The following is a 17742-nucleotide window of genomic DNA, read 5'->3' on the forward strand; positions in this document are numbered from 1 at the left end:
TAAGTTGACATTTGTAATAAAATCCTCATAATGATGACATGCCCCATGCGAGTGAATTGTTTTGTTTTCTGGTCTTGTTCTGATATGATAACTGTGAAGTGTCATATTAGAGATGAATAAACATATTTGATTTAGATGATAAAAGATCAATGTTTAGAGGTGAATAAATTGTTTAAATTTAACGAAGAAAAAGGGCAGTTGAAGTGCTCATTTTGTGGGAAAAGTCAAGAGCAAGTACGTAAACTGGTTGCCGGGCCTGGCGTTTATATATGCGATGAATGTATTGAGTTATGTACAGAAATTGTAGAAGAAGAATTGGGTACAGATGAAGAGGTTGAGTTTACAGAAATTCCTAAGCCAAAAGAGATCTGTGAGACTCTGGATGATTATGTTATTGGGCAAGAGTTGGCCAAAAAGAATCTATCTGTAGCTGTATACAACCATTATAAACGTGTAAACACCCCGGCTAAATCGAATGATGGTGTAGAACTTGCTAAAAGTAACATTGCCATGCTGGGGCCGACGGGAAGCGGTAAAACATTACTCGCCCAGACTTTGGCCCGAGTACTGAATGTGCCATTTGCGATGGCTGATGCAACATCCCTTACAGAGGCCGGGTATGTTGGTGAAGATGTAGAAAATATTCTTCTAAAACTGATCCAGTCTGCAGATTATGATGTTGAAAAAGCTGAAAAAGGCATTATTTATATCGATGAAATTGACAAAGTGGCACGTAAATCTGAGAACACCTCCATCACCCGTGATGTTTCTGGGGAAGGTGTGCAACAAGCCTTGCTTAAGATTCTTGAAGGAACAGTAGCAAGTGTGCCTCCACAAGGCGGCCGCAAACATCCGCACCAGGAATTCATTCAGATTGACACCACCAATATATTGTTTATTGTGGGTGGTGCATTTGATGGGATTGACCAAATTATTAAACGTCGTCTTGGTAAGAAAGTCATCGGATTTGGCTCAAATCAGAAGCAAGCTGAGATGGATAAAGGTGAATTGCTGGCTAATGTCTTGCCTGAAGACTTGTTGAGTTATGGATTGATACCGGAGTTCATCGGCAGAGTACCGGTTATCGGCAGCCTTGCGCCACTTGACGAAGAAGCATTGATCACCATTTTGACAAAACCAAAAAATGCGCTTGTTAAGCAATATGAAAAGTTGTTCGAAATGGACGATGTCGAATTGGTTTTTGAAGAAGATGCTCTTACCGAAATAGCCAAAAAGGCAATTGAGCGTAAGACAGGAGCCCGTGGACTGCGTTCAATCATAGAGAACATTATGCTTGATGTTATGTTTGAGTTGCCTTCTCGTGATGATATTGAACGGTGTATTATTACAAAAGAGACTGTTACAGACGAAAACGGCAGCCCTAAGCTTGTTTTCAACGATGGCACAGTTAAACAAGGCGATCAAAAATTACCTAAGGAAAGCGCCTAAATTTCCTGTAACATTAACCTGAAATATGCTATATTACTGGCTTGCCTGATGTTCAAATACAGTGCAAGCCAGTTTTGTTTACATGCATGAACATGTTTGAAATCTCTTTAACAGGCCATAATAACACAGATGAAGACATACATGAATTTGGAGGTTTAAGTCATGCCTAATATAAATTATGAATTGCCATTGCTGCCGTTAAGGGGCCTGCTTGTGTTCCCTTCAATGGTTTTGCATCTGGATGTGGGCAGAGACAAATCAGTAGCAGCATTAGAAAAAGCCATGCTTAATGATGAACAAATCTTTCTCACTGCACAAAAACAAGTTGAACTAAATGAGCCTGGTCCAGAAGACTTATATCAAACAGGGACGGTCGCCAAGGTCAATCAAATGATTAAATTACCTAATGGAACGAAACGGGTACTTGTAGAGGGGCTTTATCGTGCAGAAATCACGCATGTTACAGAACAGCAATCCATGCTTTCAGCTGAAGTTCAACGTGTGGAAGAAAAACCCGGAAATGATTATGAAGTAGAAGCATTAAAGCGCTCGCTTCTTGAACAATTTAAACAATACATAAATGTGTCTCAGAAAATCACTCAGGAAACGTATGCATCTGTTGCAGACATGGATGAACCCGGACGTTTGGCTGATGTCATCGCATCCCATTTACCCATTAATCTGAAAGATAAGCAAATGTTACTTGAAACCATGGATGTGACAGATCGGCTCAACACATTACTCCGACTGATATCAAGTGAAAAAAAAGTATTAGATCTTGAGAAGAAAATAGGCGAACATGTTAAGTCATCAATGGAAAAAACGCAAAAAGAGTATTATCTGCGGGAACAAATGAAAGCTATTCAGAAGGAACTGGGAGAAAATGACGGCAGATTATCAGAAGTTGAAAAACTTCAGGAGAGAATTGAAGAAGCACAGATGCCTGAAAGAGTTTATAAAGCAGCACGAAAAGAACTTAAGCGTTTTGAACGTATCCCCCAAAGCTCCGCTGAGAGTAATGTCATTTATAATTATTTGGATTGGCTTGTGTCTTTGCCATGGACAGCTACAACAAAAGACGCGATAAACATAGACCGTGCTGAAGCTATTTTAGACAGAGATCATTATGGCCTCCAGAAAGTAAAAGAACGGATAATTGAATACTTAGCTGTAAAAAAATTGACAGACTCCATTAAAGGCCCAATTCTTTGCCTTGTCGGCCCACCAGGTGTTGGAAAGACATCACTTGCAAAGTCGATTGCTGCATCAGTGAACCGAAAGTTTGTCAGAATCTCCTTGGGCGGTGTGCGTGATGAGGCGGAAATTCGAGGTCATCGACGCACTTACATTGGTGCAATGCCAGGAAGAATTATTCAAGGGATGAAGAAAGCAGGAACAACCAATCCTGTTTTTCTGCTTGATGAAATTGATAAACTTACTAGCGATTTACGCGGTGACCCGACAGCAGCGATGCTGGAAGTCTTGGATCCTGAACAAAACAACACATTTAGTGACCATTTTATTGAAGAATCTTATGACTTATCCAATGTCATGTTTATTGCAACTGCAAATTACATGAATAACATCCCCGCACCATTGCTGGACAGGATGGAACTCATATCACTAGCCGGGTATACAGAAGTTGAGAAACAGCATATTGCTAAAGACCACCTGCTCCCTAAACAAATGGACGAAAATGGGCTTACAAAAGGACAACTGCAAATCCGTGATGACGCATTGTTGCAAATTGTACGTACTTATACACGTGAGGCTGGAGTCAGAAGCCTTGAACGGCAGCTTGCACGCTCATGTCGTAAAGCGGCTCGCCTGATTATTTCAGGAGATAAAAAACGCGTGGTCATTACACGTAATAATTTAGAAGATATTTTGGGGAAACCAATATTCAGTTATGGAAAGATGGAAGAAGCGAATCAAGTTGGGGCAGCAACAGGACTTGCCTATACGGCTGCTGGAGGCGATACGTTATCAATTGAAGTATCCCACTATCCCGGCAAAGGTAAATTGACACTAACCGGCAAACTTGGTGATGTTATGCAAGAATCAGCTCAAGCAGCATTCAGCTATATCCGCTCAAGAACAGATGAGTTAAATATAGACCCGGATTTTCATGAGAAATATGATATTCATATTCATGTACCTGAAGGGGCCACACCAAAGGATGGACCATCTGCCGGAATTACGATTGCGACAGCTCTGGTTTCATCGCTGACAGGACGAGCTATAAAAAAGAAGTCGGTATGACCGGTGAAATTACCCTGAGGGGAAGAGTTCTTCCTATAGGAGGGCTAAAGGAAAAATCGTTGAGTGCACATCGGGCGGGAATTACAACGATTATTATGCCAAAAGATAATCAAAAGGACGTCCAGGATATACCTGAAAGTGTACGAGCGGGGTTAGAATTTAAGCCTGTCAGACATATGGACGAGGTGTTAAAAATTGCATTGGTGGGGGAGTAAGATATGAAAGTAAATCAGGCTGAAATCGTTATAAGTGCAGTCAGTGAAAGCCAGTATCCAAATGACGGCTTGCCAGAGATTGCATTGGCAGGGCGTTCCAATGTGGGGAAATCATCATTTATAAATCGCCTGATCAATCGTAAGAACCTTGCAAGGACATCTTCCAAGCCTGGTAAAACACGCACATTGAATTTTTATAAAATCAATGATGTGTTTCAGTTTGTCGATGTCCCCGGGTACGGTTATGCTAAAGTATCCAAAAAAGAGCGTGATAAATGGGGCATTATGATGGAAACATATTTCCAGAGTCGCTCTGTGCTAAAAGGCGTTTTGCTTGTGGTTGATCTGCGTCATGAGCCGACAAAAGATGATATACTAATGTATAATTATTTAAAGCACTTTAACTTACCGGTTGTGGTGATTGGTACAAAACTCGATAAAATTCCCAAAAACAAACGATCGAAACATGTTCAAACAGCTCATAAAACATTAGAGCTTTCACCAGAGGATATTTTAATCCCTTTTTCAGCTGAGACTGGAGAAGGGAAAGATGCAGCATGGAGCGAAGCAGAACGTCTCCTAGCCACTTAGAAAAAACCTAAAAGAACCGGCCTGATTCGAATCAGGCCGGTTCTTTTAGGTCAATTATTTTCGTTTCAGAAGATAGAGGCCAATAATCACGAGAGCTACTGGCCAGAAACGTTCAATTAAACCGACAATGTCATAAATCCACGACAGTTCACTTGGGATCTGCATGGAAAAGATGAAGAATAAAGACAGCCCCATCATAACTAAAGCTAAGACCATGCCTTGTTTCGTTTTAAGGTATCTGACAAAGAAGGCAATACCGATAATCAGTGTGTACATTGCCCAATGATCTGGCCAGAAGCTATAATGGTTAAGTCCATGAAAATGGATGCCCAATCCCAAAAGAAGCGTTCCTGTAAACAACTGTTGATATTCCTTTGCACGTATTGCATATATAAGGAAAGCAAGGCCTATAATGATCAATAGTGTAGGCCAAGAATAGAAGTCCGTTAGAATCGGGACTTTCAACTGTTTAAGCAAAAAGTAAATCCCGAGCCCGATTAAAAGATAAGCCGTAAATGTATGTTGTTTTTTCATTAGATGAACAACTCCTTCAACTCTATTTCTATGTGCACTTTGCTTGCAGCATGAATCGCTGTATGTTAGTTTTTATACGGATTATGTACGTTCTATCGTATCATATTGTTCAAGCCTTGTTCACATTATATTGAATTATATATTGTAGAATTATGTTAAAATGAGTTTAAGTATGTGTTGATAATACAGGGGGGAACACTGTGCACGTATTAAGAGTCGGTTTCAATTACAAAACAACCCCTTTAGAGACTAGGGAAACGTTTACTTTTTCTGAAGATCATTTATCTCAAGCTGTTAAACAGCTTGCTGCAGAAAAAAGTATTTTAGAAAATGTCATTATATCGACATGCAACAGGACTGAAATTTATGTCGTTGCTGATCAGTTGCATACAGGACGATATTATGTAAAACGATTTTTGTCAGAGTGGTTTGAAGTACCAATTGAAGACTTTGCTTTATACCTACAAATTTCCGAGAATGAAGCAGCTACCCAACATTTGTTTAAAGTGGTTAGCGGGTTGGACTCCATGGTACTTGGAGAAACACAAATACTCGGCCAAATTCGAGACGCATTTCTTGCCGCGCAAAAAGCTCAAACAACCGGAACAATTTTTAACGAATTATTCAAACGAGCTTTGACATTTGCCAAACGGGCTCATCATGAAACTGGAATTGGTGCACAAGCTGTATCAATCAGCTACGCAGCAGTGGAATTGGCCAAAAAGATCTTTGGTGATTTGAAGAAGAAACACGTTGCGATCGTTGGAGCCGGCGAAATGGGGGAATTGTCGGCAAAGAATCTTTTAGGAGCTGGCGTTGGACAAATGACGGTTGTAAATCGGTCATTAGAGAATGCTGAAGCACTTGCAAAGACATTTGGTGCCAGTTCGGCAACATTCGATCACTTGCCGTCAGTTTTGAAACAGGCTGATATTGTGATCAGCTCAACCGGGTCACAAGAGCCTATTATAACAAAAGAAATGATCGCACCGGTACAAATGAAGCGCAAGGGAGCACCTTTATTCCTTGTGGATATAGCTGTTCCTCGCGATATTGAAGCTGAAGCCGGTCAGGCAGAAAATGTGTTTTTATATGATATTGATGACTTGCAGCATATCGTTGACGACAATCTTGCATCAAGACAGGCTGCTGCGGCGAAAATTGAGCATATGATTGATGGGGAACTGGTGTTATTTGAAGAATGGATACAGATGCTGGGAGTTGTACCGGTCATTACGGCCCTAAGAGAAAAGGGGCTGGCCATTCAGGCGGCAACAATGGAAAGTATTGAGCGGAAAATGCCTGATTTAACAGCTCGGGAGAAAAAGGTGTTGCAAAAACATACTAAAAGCATTGTCAATCAAATGTTAAAAGAACCGATTAAACAAGCTAAAGAAATGTCAGCTTGTACTAAACGGGAAGAGGCACTCAATTTGTTTATCGATATTTTCGGTATAGAGAATGAAGTTCGGACAATACTCGATAAACAAAACTACAAAGAGTCCGAAACACTTAACTCAAACGGCGGCAGCCATATATCCTTTCCCTTTTTAAAACACCTTCCATCAAAATAAGAAAGGATACGCCATGTTTGAATCTGTCAGATTTATTGAGATTGTTTTATTGATCTACGGGCTTAGTCTTATTGGATACTTCTGGGATTTTATTCAACAGAACCAGAAAGTCAATCGCATGGCTTTCTGGCTCCTTGGCTTGGTCTGGGTCATTCAAACAATGTATTTGCTGGATAGTATATTTATAACCAGAAACTTTCCCATATCAAACTTGCGGGAAGGACTGTTTTTTTATTCATGGGTTTTAGTGACGTTTTCATTAATTGTTAATCGTTTTTTTAAAGTCCATTTTATTATTCTATTTACGAATATATTCAGTTTCATCATACTGGTTTTATATATATTTACGCACGCTGAGAAACAATCAGCTGGGATGCAAATTCAGCTGGCGAACGAGATATTAACCATTCATATTGCCATTTCCATGGTTTCTTACGGTTTCTTTACAATTGGTTTTTTACTATCCATGATGCATTTGATTCAATACTATTTTCTAAAAAAGAAGATTGGTTTGAAGTGGATGTGGCGGTTTGGGGATTTGCAACAGCTTGACCAGTTGTCTTTCTGGGCGATCACTATTGGTGTCCCGCTTCTGACAATCGGATTGATTCTTGGCTTCGTCTGGGCTTTCGCTTCAGGAGCCGAATTTTATTGGTTTGATTTAAAGACGATCGGTTCTCTTGTTGTGCTTGGTGTATATATGTTTTATCTGTTTTTGCGGTTGGGTCTGCACTATCAGGGAAAAGCAATCTCTTATTATCATACGATCGCTTTTCTGATGCTGCTGATCAACTTCTTTTTATTTGGAGTGCTTTCAGAATTTCATTTTTAAGTGATGGAGGAATAACTGATGCGGAAAATTATGATTGGTTCGAGACGGAGTAATTTGGCGATGACTCAAACGGAATGGGTGATCGATCAGTTGAAAAAAGCCGGTGTCGAGAATGAAATAGACGTGCAAAAAATTGTTACAAAAGGTGATAAAATCCTTGATGTAACGCTATCCAAAGTAGGCGGAAAAGGTTTGTTCGTTAAAGAAATAGAAGAAGCCATGTATCGGAAAGAAGTGGATCTTGCTGTTCATAGTATGAAAGATATGCCTTCTGTTATGCCAGAAGGACTGACGATAGCTTGTATTCCAGTTCGTGAAGACCATCGGGATGCCTATATCGCCAAGAATAATGTGAAACTTAAAGATTTGCCTGAGGGGGCAATTGTAGGCACGAGCAGTCTTCGCCGATCCGCTCAGATTCTTGCAGTACGTCCGGATGTTAAAATCACATGGATTCGCGGCAATATCGAGACCCGTCTCCGAAAGTTGCAGGAAGAGGATTATGATGCCATTATTCTCGCTGTCTCCGGCTTGAAACGTGTTGGATTAAGTGAGGATTTAATTACAGAATATCTTGATGCAGATATTTGTGTGCCAGCTGTCGGGCAAGGCGCCCTTGCCATTGAGTGTCGGGAAGATGACGATGAGCTCAGAGAGATTCTCGATAACATTCACGATGAAAAAACCGCTCGAACAGTTACTGCTGAACGAACATTTCTCAGACTTCTTGAAGGGGGATGTCAAGTTCCGATTGGCGGGTATGCTTATCTAGATGAAGATGACATAGTGCTCACAGCCCTTGTCGGCACACCAGACGGAGAAACAATCCTTAAAGAAACCGTGCGTGGGACTGATCCTGTAGCTGTGGGTGAAGAAGCCTCGCGTCTGTTGATCGACCAGGGGGCAAAAAAGATTGTTAAAGATGTATTGGAAGAGTTGGACTCTGAATGACAGGCCCACTTGCCGGTAAAACAGTCTTAATCACGCGAGAAAAGAAACAGGCAAGCACATTTTCAAGGTGCATCAAATTACAGGGCGGGCATCCTGTAGAAGTGCCCTTGCTGAAAATCAACTGCACAAATCCTATTGATACAAATACCAGTATGGTTGATTTCAAACAATATGATTGGTTGTTTTTTACAAGTGCCAACGGTGTCCATTGTTTTTTGAATTCAGCCCAACGAGAGGGACATGCTGACTTTTCAAATGTCAGACTGGCAGCGGTCGGTCCAAAAACGGACCAGGCATTAAGGCAATATGGATACCAGGCTGAGTTTATCCCATCTGTGTATAATGCTGATGTGATGGCAAAAGAGTTTTTGCCTGTAGCTGGAAGACCTAAACGAATACTGCTTGTCCAAGGAAATTGGTCCAGAGATGTACTTCCGAATTTCTTTGAAGAACATGCCATCCATTTTGATACTTTGATCGCGTACCAAACCTCAATTAATTATGAGTCAAGAGAATTATTGAATCATGTGCTTGAACAGAAGAAAGTTGATTTTCTTACGTTTACAAGCCCGTCAACTCTGAATGCTTTTGTTGAAATGGCTGAAACCGCCAATTATGATAAGAGTTGGGATGTTTGTGTCTGTATTGGCACCACGACAGAACAAGCGGCATTGGCAAACGGATTCACACATATTCTGACGCCTGCAGAATTCACGATTGACGGCATGCTTGAAGAAATGATTGCTTACACAGAAAGGATGAAAAGAGATGGATAATCGCCTCGAGTTTAAGCGCCACCGCAGACTCCGTGCTTCAAATGCAATGCGATCGCTCGTCCGGGAAAATCATTTGCAGATCGATGATTTAATTTACCCATTGTTTATTAAAGAGGGAAGCGGAATAAGACAAGAAGTGCCATCGATGCCTGGGGTACATCATCTGACACTTGATCATATGTCTGAGGAAATTAATGAAATCAAAGAGTTAGGCATTAAAGCGGTGTTGTTATTTGGGATTCCTGAGCAGAAAGATGAACGAGGGAGCGGTGCTTATTCTGAGGCAGGTATTGTGCAGGAAGCTACACACCTGATCAAACAGCAAGCCCCTGAAATGCTTGTTGTCGCCGATACTTGCTTATGTGAATTTACTTCTCATGGCCATTGTGGGGTCATTCATCACCATGATGTGGATAATGACCCTTCGTTAGAATTGCTGGCGCAGACTGCTGTTAGCCAGGCGGAGGCAGGGGCAGATATCATTGCACCTTCCAATATGATGGATGGTTTTGTTGCTGTGATTCGTGAGGCATTGGACGAGGCGGGATTCACACATATACCAATTATGTCTTATGCTGTCAAATATGCTTCATCTTTTTATGGGCCGTTTCGTGATGCAGCTGAAAGCACACCGGAATTCGGAGATCGCAAAACATACCAGATGGACCCGGCAAACCGTCTTGAAGCGCTTAGAGAAACAGAATCAGACGTTACTGAAGGCGCAGACTTTCTAATCGTGAAACCTGCTATGTCTTACCTTGATATTGTGAGGGATGTACGCAACTATACAAATCTGCCTGTGGTGGCTTATAATGTCAGCGGAGAATACTCTATGGTGAAAGCCGCAGCAATGAATGGGTGGATCGATGAGAAACAAATTGTCATGGAGACATTGACAGCTATGAAGCGAGCGGGTGCAGACCTGATTATTACTTACTTTGCAAAAGATGCTGCCCATTGGCTGCAGCAGTCCTAAAATATTGATAAAACGGGGTGTCACTAATGGAAAAAGTATTTCAGTTATCTCAGGAAGCGTACCAGGAATCCTCACAACTTATGCCAGGCGGCGTGAACTCTCCGGTTAGGGCATTTAAATCAGTTGGCATGTCACCAATTTTTATGTCACACGGAAAAGGATCAAAAATCTGGGACATCGACGGCAATGAATATATTGACTATGTTCTCAGCTGGGGGCCTCTTGCTCTGGGCCATGCCGATGATCGTGTTGTCAACGCACTCCAGGAAGCGGTCGTAAAAGGGACGAGCTTCGGAACACCGACAAAATTGGAAAGTAAAGTGGCTCAGCTCGTGATTGAACGCGTGCCTTCCATTGAAATGGTGCGCATGGTTAACTCGGGCACAGAGGCAACGATGAGTGCATTAAGACTTGCCCGCGGGTATACAGGCCGTAATAAAATATTGAAATTCGAAGGAAACTACCATGGACATGGAGATTCTCTTCTTATCAAAGCAGGCTCTGGTGTTGCAACACTTGGTTTGCCTGACAGCCCTGGAGTTCCTGATTCGATTGCACAGAACACCATCACGGTTCCATACAATGATCCTGCTAGTTTGCAAAAAGCATTTGATATGTACGGTGACGATATTGCAGGTGTTATTGTTGAACCAGTTTCAGGCAATATGGGGGTTGTGCCCCCGCAAGATAATTTCCTGAACCAACTAAGAGATATTACGGAAGCAAATGGTTCACTGCTCATATTTGATGAAGTCATGACTGGCTTTAGAGTTGGTTATAACTGTGCACAGGGTCATTTTGGTGTAACGCCTGACTTAACGTGCCTTGGTAAAGTCATTGGTGGGGGACTCCCAGTCGGTGCATATGGTGGTAAAAAAGAAATCATGTCCCATATAGCGCCAAACGGACCGATTTATCAGGCCGGCACACTATCCGGCAACCCACTTGCCATGACTGCGGGATACGAAACATTGAAAGCATTGACACCGAATTCGTATAAAGAACTTGGAGAAAAAGTAGACAGGCTTGTTGCTGGATTCCGTCAAGCAGCTGAAGCCAATGACCTTGATCTGCAAATTAACCGGGCCGGGTCAATGGTCGGTATCTTCTTCTCAGCTGAACCTGTTACAGACTTTACTAGTGCTCAAGCATCCAATCTGGATCAATTCGCTCAGTATTATAGAGCGATGATCGAGGAAGGCGTATTTTTGCCACCTTCACAATTTGAAGGTTTATTCTTATCAACAGCCCATACAGATGAAGACATCGATCGCACCATTCAAGCAGCAGCAAATGCATTTTCGAAAATAGAAAAGTAATTCTTTAAAAGTCTGGCCCTGTGCCAGGCTTTTTTGATCATATGAGGAGTAGCGGTTGCATATAGTGAAAGTAAGCGTGTGTGTATCACAGCGTAATGCGCAAGGGGGGAGGAGAGTTATTGATGAATGATGAAGCCGTATTTGCTTTTGACTTACATGAATCGCTTTATTTTGAAAGCGGACAGGAAGTCGCTGAGATGAAAAGTATTTCCCTTGATCCTGAAATTGCCATTCAGGATTACGGCGATTATGTGGCCATCAGAGGTGTGATAGAACTACAAGGAGAGTATGTGAAGCATACGCCTCTTACCGAAACAGACGCCGAGTATGATCTATCAGTTCAACACTCGAAGCGTTTTGTTGAACGCGTGATGGATGTGGAGGACGGTGAAGCCACTTTTATGCACCGTTTTCCGATTGAGATCTCCATTCCGACATATAGAGTTACGGCACTTGATGATGTCTCTGTTGATATTGAAACATTTGATTATGAGCTCCCTGGTCCAAGCCATCTGAAATTCACTTCAAAGATCGCCATTTATGGAATTCAAGATGAGCGTGAAAAAGAAGAAGATATTGTGGTGGATGAAGGATTATCGGATCATGATGACACCTCTTACGAATTAGGTGAGGCGTTTTCAGTTGAATCCCACAGAGCTCCAGATGCCTCTGAAACAGAGACAGATGGTCAAGAAGATATCAGCCCGAATACCTCACAAGAAGGTACCCATCAAGATGAAGCGAGCGACTATGAAGCAGAAGTAAAGGAAAAAGGTGAAGAAAGTGAAGAAAAAGAAGAAGAGTCTGGTCGCTGGAAATGGAAGGAAACGCAAACACTGGGTGAGTTTTTTGGGGCAGATGCCCCCTCTGAAACAGAAGAATATGAGGACAGCTTAACAGAAACGTATGAGGAGCACGAGGATAGTTCAGAAGAATTCGAGTCATATGCACAAGAGGAATATGCTGCTGATTCGCTGACTGAGGAATATACAGTTGACCATTCAGAAGAAGTTCCGGATGTTATGTATCTGTCAAATATGTTTCGGGAAGAGGAAGAAGAGCATTATTCAAAGATGCGTTTATGTATCGTACAGCCTGATGACAGTATTGAGACGATCGCTCAGAGGTATGGCATCAACAGTGATCAGATTATGAGTCAAAACCGTCTTGAAAATGAAGAAGTAAGTCCAGGTCAGCTGCTGTATATTCCATACACGAAACAAAATAAGGCGTAAATGAGAGCACCCCCTTGGGGATACAAGGGGTATATCCTTTTAAATTTGGGGTGTGATCCTGTGTTAGATCAAAACATCATTCAAAAAGTATTATGGGAATATGGTATTTCACCTCAGCTTATTTCTAAACACACTGATCTGCTCTACCGCGCTACAGATGGAAATAAGCAGTACGCGGTAAAACGGAGTCAGCTAAATCAGAATACAGTTCAATTTTGGGAGTATGTTTATCATACTGCTCATACACAAAGGCTGTCGTCTGTTTTGCCTGTTTATGTAACAAAGAGTGGGGCTCTGTTTCATGCTGCAGAGGAATCTATTTATTATGTGACACCTTGGATTGAAGCGACGTCCCATAATAAACAGACGCAAATAACAGGATTGTTTAAAGCGCTGGGTCACTTACATGAATCCACCCGCCATACGGCTGATGTCGATATCCAGGAGTCAGAACTAAAGTTTGCCGACTACGAACGTCATCTATTAAGCAGTTATGAACGTCTCAGTCAGTACATAACGCTATTTGAGAGCCAACATTACATGTCTCCGTTTGAACTCCAGACGTGCACACATTATGTACATATAGATATGATTTTCAACCTTTTGTTTGACCGTCTCAAAACATTCATTGCTCAATTACAAAATGATCCGGCACAAACTGTGAGTTTATGTCATGGGCAGATGTCACTGCAACATTATATATATCATCATAGGCCATATGTGATCAATTGGGAAAAAGCCAATTACGGTCACCCGATGAATGATTTGGCTAAATTAATTCAAGATGCTGGCTCCAGGCATGATCCAAATACAACCATGTGGAGCCATTCATTGCAGACATACTTTGACACTTATGCATCAACTTCGAATGAACGTTTGTTATTGTCGATTTACTTGCTTGACCCAACTGCTTACATCAATATGATTGAATCATATGTCACAAAAGGTCACGCTCAGCCAATGCTTGAATATGTTCACAGCTTAGAGCAGTTGTACCGCAGGCTGACCCTTGCTTTGCATTTAGTTGAAACAATTGATGAGATGAATAGAGAACACTTTGAAGAAGACGATCCCCAGTTTCGCGACGAGATCTAAATCCATTTTAAATAAAAAGCAGTAAAAATTAACACGAGCACTCCAAGCAGTAGAACATCCAGTGTTGTTGGGAATATTAACGTACGGATCAACTGAAATATGAGAATCGGCAATGTGGCATGTTCGCAAATAATGAGGCAGCGGCGTGCCCACGGTGGAAGTCGATACCGATAATACCTTGCCATTGCAATCACTCCTGTACATATGACGTGTGTATGAGTATTATATGAGTGAGGGTGTGTAGATTGTGATATAATGCTTGCTATAAAATATAAAAATGGATACAATAAAAATGTATTCAGATATCTGAGATGCAATGATAGGGAGAAGTACTTAATCGCTGCCTACAGAGAGGGAATGTTTGCTGAGAAATTCCCGGAGAAGTGCTTAAGGAAGGTCGTCCTTGATGCAGTCTGCCTGAAAGACATGGCGTTTAGTAGGCCGGACCGGTTATTGACCGTTATTCAATATGTATTGAGTGTACAGACAATGGATCTGTAAACTAAGGTGGTACCGCGGAAATCATGCCTTTTCGTCCTTATTTGGAGGGAAAGGTATTTTTATATGCAAAAAAGGAGGAAAAAGCGATGGCAGAAAATGAACAACAAGCATTGCCGCCCAAGTACAACCCCAACGAGGTAGAGAGCGGCCGGTATCAATTTTGGGTGGAGGGAGATTTCTTTAAAGCGGGAGAAGATGAAAGCAAGCCGCCATTCTCAATCGTCATTCCCCCACCAAATGTGACAGGACGTCTGCACTTGGGACATGCCTGGGATACAGCTATGCAAGACACGATTGCCCGCATGAAACGCATGCAAGGCTATGATGTGCTATGGCTACCAGGTATGGACCATGCCGGCATTGCCACCCAGGCAAAGGTAGAAGGTAAATTACGTGAACAAGGAATCAGCCGCTATGATCTGGGAAGAGAAAAATTTCTTGAGAAATCCTGGGAATGGAAAGAAGAATACGCGGATTTCATCAGAACACAGTGGGAGAAACTCGGTCTAGGGGTTGATTACTCAAGGGAACGATTCACGCTTGATGAGGGACTGTCTGAAGCTGTAAAAGAGGTATTTGTCAGACTGTATGAGCAAGGGCTGATCTACCGGGGTGAGTATATTATCAATTGGGACCCTGCCACACAGACAGCGCTGTCAGACATTGAAGTAAACTACGAGGAAATTCAGGGTAAGTTTTACCATATGCGCTATCCACTTAAAGACAGCAGCGAAACGATTGAGATTGCAACAACCCGCCCCGAAACCATGCTTGGAGATACAGCTGTAGCGGTACACCCAAATGACGAACGTTATCAGCACTTTATCGGTAAAACGGTTATTTTGCCAATTGTCGGACGCGAAATTGAAATTGTAGCTGATGAATATGTGGATATGGAAATGGGCTCTGGCGCCGTGAAAATCACCCCGGCACATGATCCCAATGACTTTGAAATCGGCAATCGCCATAATTTAAAACGTGTGCTTGTTATGAACGAGGACGGCTCGATGAATCATAATGCCGGTAAATATGAAGGCATGGACCGATTTGAGTGCCGCAAGCAAATTGTCCGTGATTTGCAAGAACTTGGTGTTCTGTTTGAAATAGAAGACCATCTGCATCAGGTGGGCCATTCCGAGAGAAGTGGCGCTGTCGTTGAGCCATATTTGTCCACTCAATGGTTTGTTCATATGCAGCCGCTTGCAGATGGGGCTCTTGATTTACAAACAGAAGATGGGAAAGTCAATTTCTATCCACCACGGTTTGAACAAACATACAAACACTGGATGGATAATATAAGAGACTGGTGTATTTCACGACAACTGTGGTGGGGCCATCAGATTCCAGCATGGTATCATAAAGAAACCGGTGAACTTTATGTTGCCAAAGAACCTCCGGAAGATCTGGAAAATTGGGTACAGGATGAAGATGTTCTGGATACGTGGTTTTCTTCGGCATTATGGCCTTTTTCAACGATGGGCTGGCCAGATGAAGAAGCAGAAGACTTTAAACGTTACTTCCCAACAGACGTCTTGGTAACAGGATATGATATCATTTTCTTCTGGGTGGCACGAATGATTTTTCAATCAAAAGCGTTTACGAATAAACGTCCATTCAAAGATGTACTGCTCCATGGCTTGATCCGCGATGCTGAAGGCAGAAAAATGAGTAAATCCCTCGGTAACGGGGTTGACCCAATGGATGTCATTGAAAAATACGGAGCAGATTCATTGAGATATTTCCTGATGACAGGTTCGACACCAGGTCAGGATCTCCGTTTCCACTGGGAAAAAGTTGAATCCACATGGAATTTCGCTAATAAAGTGTGGAATGCGTCAAGGTTCTCTCTGATGAATTTGGAAGGTTTCACCTATGAAGATATCGATTTGTCCGGTGACTTGTCGCTTGCTGATAAATGGATACTGACGCGTCTTAATGAGGCAATTGAACAGGTAACCAAAAACAGTGATAAATATGAGTTTGGTGAAGCAGGGCGTCATCTTTATAACTTTATCTGGGATGATTTATGTGATTGGTATATTGAAATGGCGAAAGTCCCTTGTACGGTGAAGATGAGTCAGCGAAGAAGACAACGCGTTCAGTTCTTGCACATGTGCTGGATCAAACGATGCGAATGCTGCATCCGTTTATGCCGTTTGTGACAGAAGAAATCTGGCAAAAGCTGCCGCATGAGGGTCCATCGATCACTGTGGCTGAATGGCCACAAATCCGACCGGATCTCCATGATGAACAAGCTTCTGAAGAAATGAAGCGACTTGTGTCCATTATAAAATCTGTGCGTAATATTCGTGCTGAAGTGGATACGCCTATGTCCAAACAAATTAAATTGTTGATTAAAACTGAGAATCAGGCAATCGCGGAAGAATTGAAGGGTGAACGTAATTACTTGGAGCGTTTCTGTAACCCTGATGAACTTGTCATAGATACGACAGTTGATGTACCTGAAAAAGCCATGTCAGCTGTTGTTACAGGAGCAGAGTTGTTCTTGCCCTTAGAAGGTTTGATCGACTTTGACAAAGAGATCAATCGTCTGAACAAAGAGCTTGAGAAATGGACAAAAGAAGTTGAGCGTGTCCAGAAAAAACTTGCCAATGCTAACTTTGTCAATAAAGCACCAGAAGCAGTGGTAAACGAGGAAAAGCAAAAAGAAAAAGATTACCTGGAAAAACAATCAAAAGTCAAAGCACGAATCCAAGAACTACAAAACTAAGAACAAAAGCAGAGGCGCCTTGTTCACCCCCGAAAATCATAAGCTATAACGTGCAGTGGCGGTCTTCGTCACGAAACGTTATAGCTTATGACTCGAGGGGGGGAGGCGTCAGAGCTAGATGAAACAAAAGCGGAAGCCTCCCCCAAGAGACTTCCGCTTTTCCAATTACAACAATATAAGTAAACTACGAACTAAATAGGCGGTTTTTTGATCCGCCATTAAGCACTCTATATGTTTAAACGAGCACCGTGATTTGCGCTGCGGGAAGTCGCTTTCCGCGGGCACGGCCTCAGCCTCCTCGCTCGCAAAGACCGCTCACTGTGGGGTCTTCGGACTCGTGCTGTTCCCGCAGGAGTCGAATTCCCTCCGCTCCAATCACTTTATGTTAATTGAATGCTTGGACGGTCCTGTTTAAGAAAACAAGTAAGAACGTGAACACTCTTAAACAGTTAGTACTAGGTCCATTTATACGTATTATTTCCAATTCAGAGGTAATCTCGGTTTACTTATGAGCATTTCTCCGCTCATGAGTGATTTTCAGCCCCTATATGCGCTTCAACGTTCAACCCAATAAAGCAAGAAGATGAATAACACTCACCTAGCTCGGGGAAAACGCGGAGACTCCTGTGGGAGCAAAAGCCTAGATGAGACCCCGGAGCGCGCAATAGGGGAAGGAAGGCTAAAACCGCGACGTCCTGTCG

The 17742-nt window shown here is 42.2% G+C and carries 12 protein-coding genes, 2 pseudogenes and 1 other annotated feature; of the genes and pseudogenes, 12 read left to right on the plus strand and 2 right to left on the minus strand.

The window, feature by feature from the left end; translation table 11 throughout:
• Positions 1-168 precede the first annotated feature (168 nt).
• From clpX to yihA, 3 genes and pseudogenes are all read left to right on the plus strand, one after another.
• The gene (gene clpX, locus JNUCC1_RS15170; protein ID WP_156646218.1) at positions 169-1449 is read left to right on the plus strand and encodes an ATP-dependent protease ATP-binding subunit ClpX; all 1281 of its coding nucleotides are present in this window, start codon (positions 169-171) and stop codon (positions 1447-1449) included.
• Between the two features lie 162 nt (positions 1450-1611).
• Positions 1612-3926 (plus strand): annotated as a pseudogene (lon, locus tag JNUCC1_RS15175) (endopeptidase La).
• A gap of 3 nt (positions 3927-3929) precedes the next feature.
• Positions 3930-4517: a ribosome biogenesis GTP-binding protein YihA/YsxC gene (gene yihA / locus JNUCC1_RS15180; protein WP_156646219.1), complete on the plus strand. Its 588-nt coding sequence runs from the start codon at positions 3930-3932 to the stop codon at positions 4515-4517.
• Positions 4518-4571: 54 nt separating this feature from the next.
• On the opposite strand, the gene JNUCC1_RS15185 is transcribed toward yihA, so the two are convergent.
• The gene (locus JNUCC1_RS15185) at positions 4572-5051 is read right to left on the minus strand and encodes a LiaI-LiaF-like domain-containing protein (RefSeq protein WP_156646220.1); all 480 of its coding nucleotides are present in this window, start codon (positions 5049-5051) and stop codon (positions 4572-4574) included.
• Between the two features lie 200 nt (positions 5052-5251).
• Between JNUCC1_RS15185 and hemA the strand changes: the two genes are divergently transcribed.
• From hemA to JNUCC1_RS15225, 8 genes are all read left to right on the plus strand, one after another.
• Positions 5252-6625: a glutamyl-tRNA reductase gene (hemA, locus tag JNUCC1_RS15190; RefSeq protein ID WP_331713818.1), complete on the plus strand. Its 1374-nt coding sequence runs from the start codon at positions 5252-5254 to the stop codon at positions 6623-6625.
• A 13-nt stretch (positions 6626-6638) separates the two neighbouring features.
• The gene (locus JNUCC1_RS15195; RefSeq protein ID WP_156646221.1) at positions 6639-7457 is read left to right on the plus strand and encodes a cytochrome C assembly family protein; all 819 of its coding nucleotides are present in this window, start codon (positions 6639-6641) and stop codon (positions 7455-7457) included.
• A gap of 18 nt (positions 7458-7475) precedes the next feature.
• Positions 7476-8408: a hydroxymethylbilane synthase gene (gene hemC / locus JNUCC1_RS15200; RefSeq protein WP_156646222.1), complete on the plus strand. Its 933-nt coding sequence runs from the start codon at positions 7476-7478 to the stop codon at positions 8406-8408.
• A complete protein-coding gene (locus JNUCC1_RS15205; protein WP_156646223.1) occupies positions 8405-9184 on the plus strand; it encodes a uroporphyrinogen-III synthase in 780 nt (259 codons plus the stop codon). Before hemC ends, JNUCC1_RS15205 begins: the two co-directional genes overlap by 4 nt.
• Complete coding sequence (hemB, locus tag JNUCC1_RS15210) at positions 9177-10160, plus strand: porphobilinogen synthase (protein WP_156646224.1); 984 nt, start codon at positions 9177-9179, stop codon at positions 10158-10160. The genes JNUCC1_RS15205 and hemB overlap by 8 nt, the downstream gene beginning before the upstream one ends.
• 26 nt (positions 10161-10186) lie before the next feature.
• Positions 10187-11479, plus strand: coding sequence for a glutamate-1-semialdehyde 2,1-aminomutase (gene hemL / locus JNUCC1_RS15215; RefSeq protein ID WP_156646225.1), 1293 nt, complete (start codon positions 10187-10189; stop codon positions 11477-11479).
• A gap of 122 nt (positions 11480-11601) precedes the next feature.
• Positions 11602-12714 (plus strand): stage VI sporulation protein D, encoded by a 1113-nt coding sequence (spoVID, locus tag JNUCC1_RS15220; protein WP_156647153.1) that lies wholly within the window; start codon positions 11602-11604, stop codon positions 12712-12714.
• A gap of 60 nt (positions 12715-12774) precedes the next feature.
• Complete coding sequence (locus JNUCC1_RS15225; RefSeq protein ID WP_197431762.1) at positions 12775-13809, plus strand: phosphotransferase; 1035 nt, start codon at positions 12775-12777, stop codon at positions 13807-13809.
• On the opposite strand, the gene JNUCC1_RS15230 is transcribed toward JNUCC1_RS15225, so the two are convergent.
• Positions 13806-13994 carry a hypothetical protein gene (locus JNUCC1_RS15230; RefSeq protein WP_156646227.1) on the minus strand — a complete coding sequence of 63 codons (189 nt, stop codon included), beginning with the start codon at positions 13992-13994 and terminating at the stop codon, positions 13806-13808. The two genes, JNUCC1_RS15225 and JNUCC1_RS15230, sit on opposite strands and share 4 nt — an antisense overlap.
• A 122-nt stretch (positions 13995-14116) precedes the next feature.
• Positions 14117-14352: a binding site (T-box leader), on the plus strand.
• A 44-nt stretch (positions 14353-14396) separates the two neighbouring features.
• On the opposite strand from JNUCC1_RS15230, the pseudogene JNUCC1_RS15235 reads away from it, so the two are divergent.
• Positions 14397-17041 (plus strand): annotated as a pseudogene (locus JNUCC1_RS15235) (valine--tRNA ligase).
• Positions 17042-17742: the final 701 nt, after the last annotated feature.

Origin of the sequence: Lentibacillus sp. JNUCC-1, from assembly GCF_009741735.1 — a bacterium.
Taxonomy (GTDB): Bacteria; Bacillota; Bacilli; order Bacillales; family Amphibacillaceae; genus Lentibacillus_B.

Bases quoted from the DNA above. Each gene is read 5' to 3' on its own strand.
- JNUCC1_RS15185 (WP_156646220.1), bottom strand. From the start codon at position 5,051: ATGAAAAAACAACATACATTTACGGCTTATCTTTTAATCGGGCTCGGG.
- hemC (WP_156646222.1), top strand. From the start codon at position 7,476: ATGCGGAAAATTATGATTGGTTCGAGACGGAGTAATTTGGCGATGACT.
- JNUCC1_RS15195 (WP_156646221.1), top strand. From the start codon at position 6,639: ATGTTTGAATCTGTCAGATTTATTGAGATTGTTTTATTGATCTACGGG.
- spoVID (WP_156647153.1), top strand. From the start codon at position 11,602: ATGAATGATGAAGCCGTATTTGCTTTTGACTTACATGAATCGCTTTAT.
- hemB (WP_156646224.1), top strand. From the start codon at position 9,177: ATGGATAATCGCCTCGAGTTTAAGCGCCACCGCAGACTCCGTGCTTCA.
- yihA (WP_156646219.1), top strand. From the start codon at position 3,930: ATGAAAGTAAATCAGGCTGAAATCGTTATAAGTGCAGTCAGTGAAAGC.
- JNUCC1_RS15205 (WP_156646223.1), top strand. From the start codon at position 8,405: ATGACAGGCCCACTTGCCGGTAAAACAGTCTTAATCACGCGAGAAAAG.
- hemL (WP_156646225.1), top strand. From the start codon at position 10,187: ATGGAAAAAGTATTTCAGTTATCTCAGGAAGCGTACCAGGAATCCTCA.
- JNUCC1_RS15230 (WP_156646227.1), bottom strand. From the start codon at position 13,994: ATGGCAAGGTATTATCGGTATCGACTTCCACCGTGGGCACGCCGCTGC.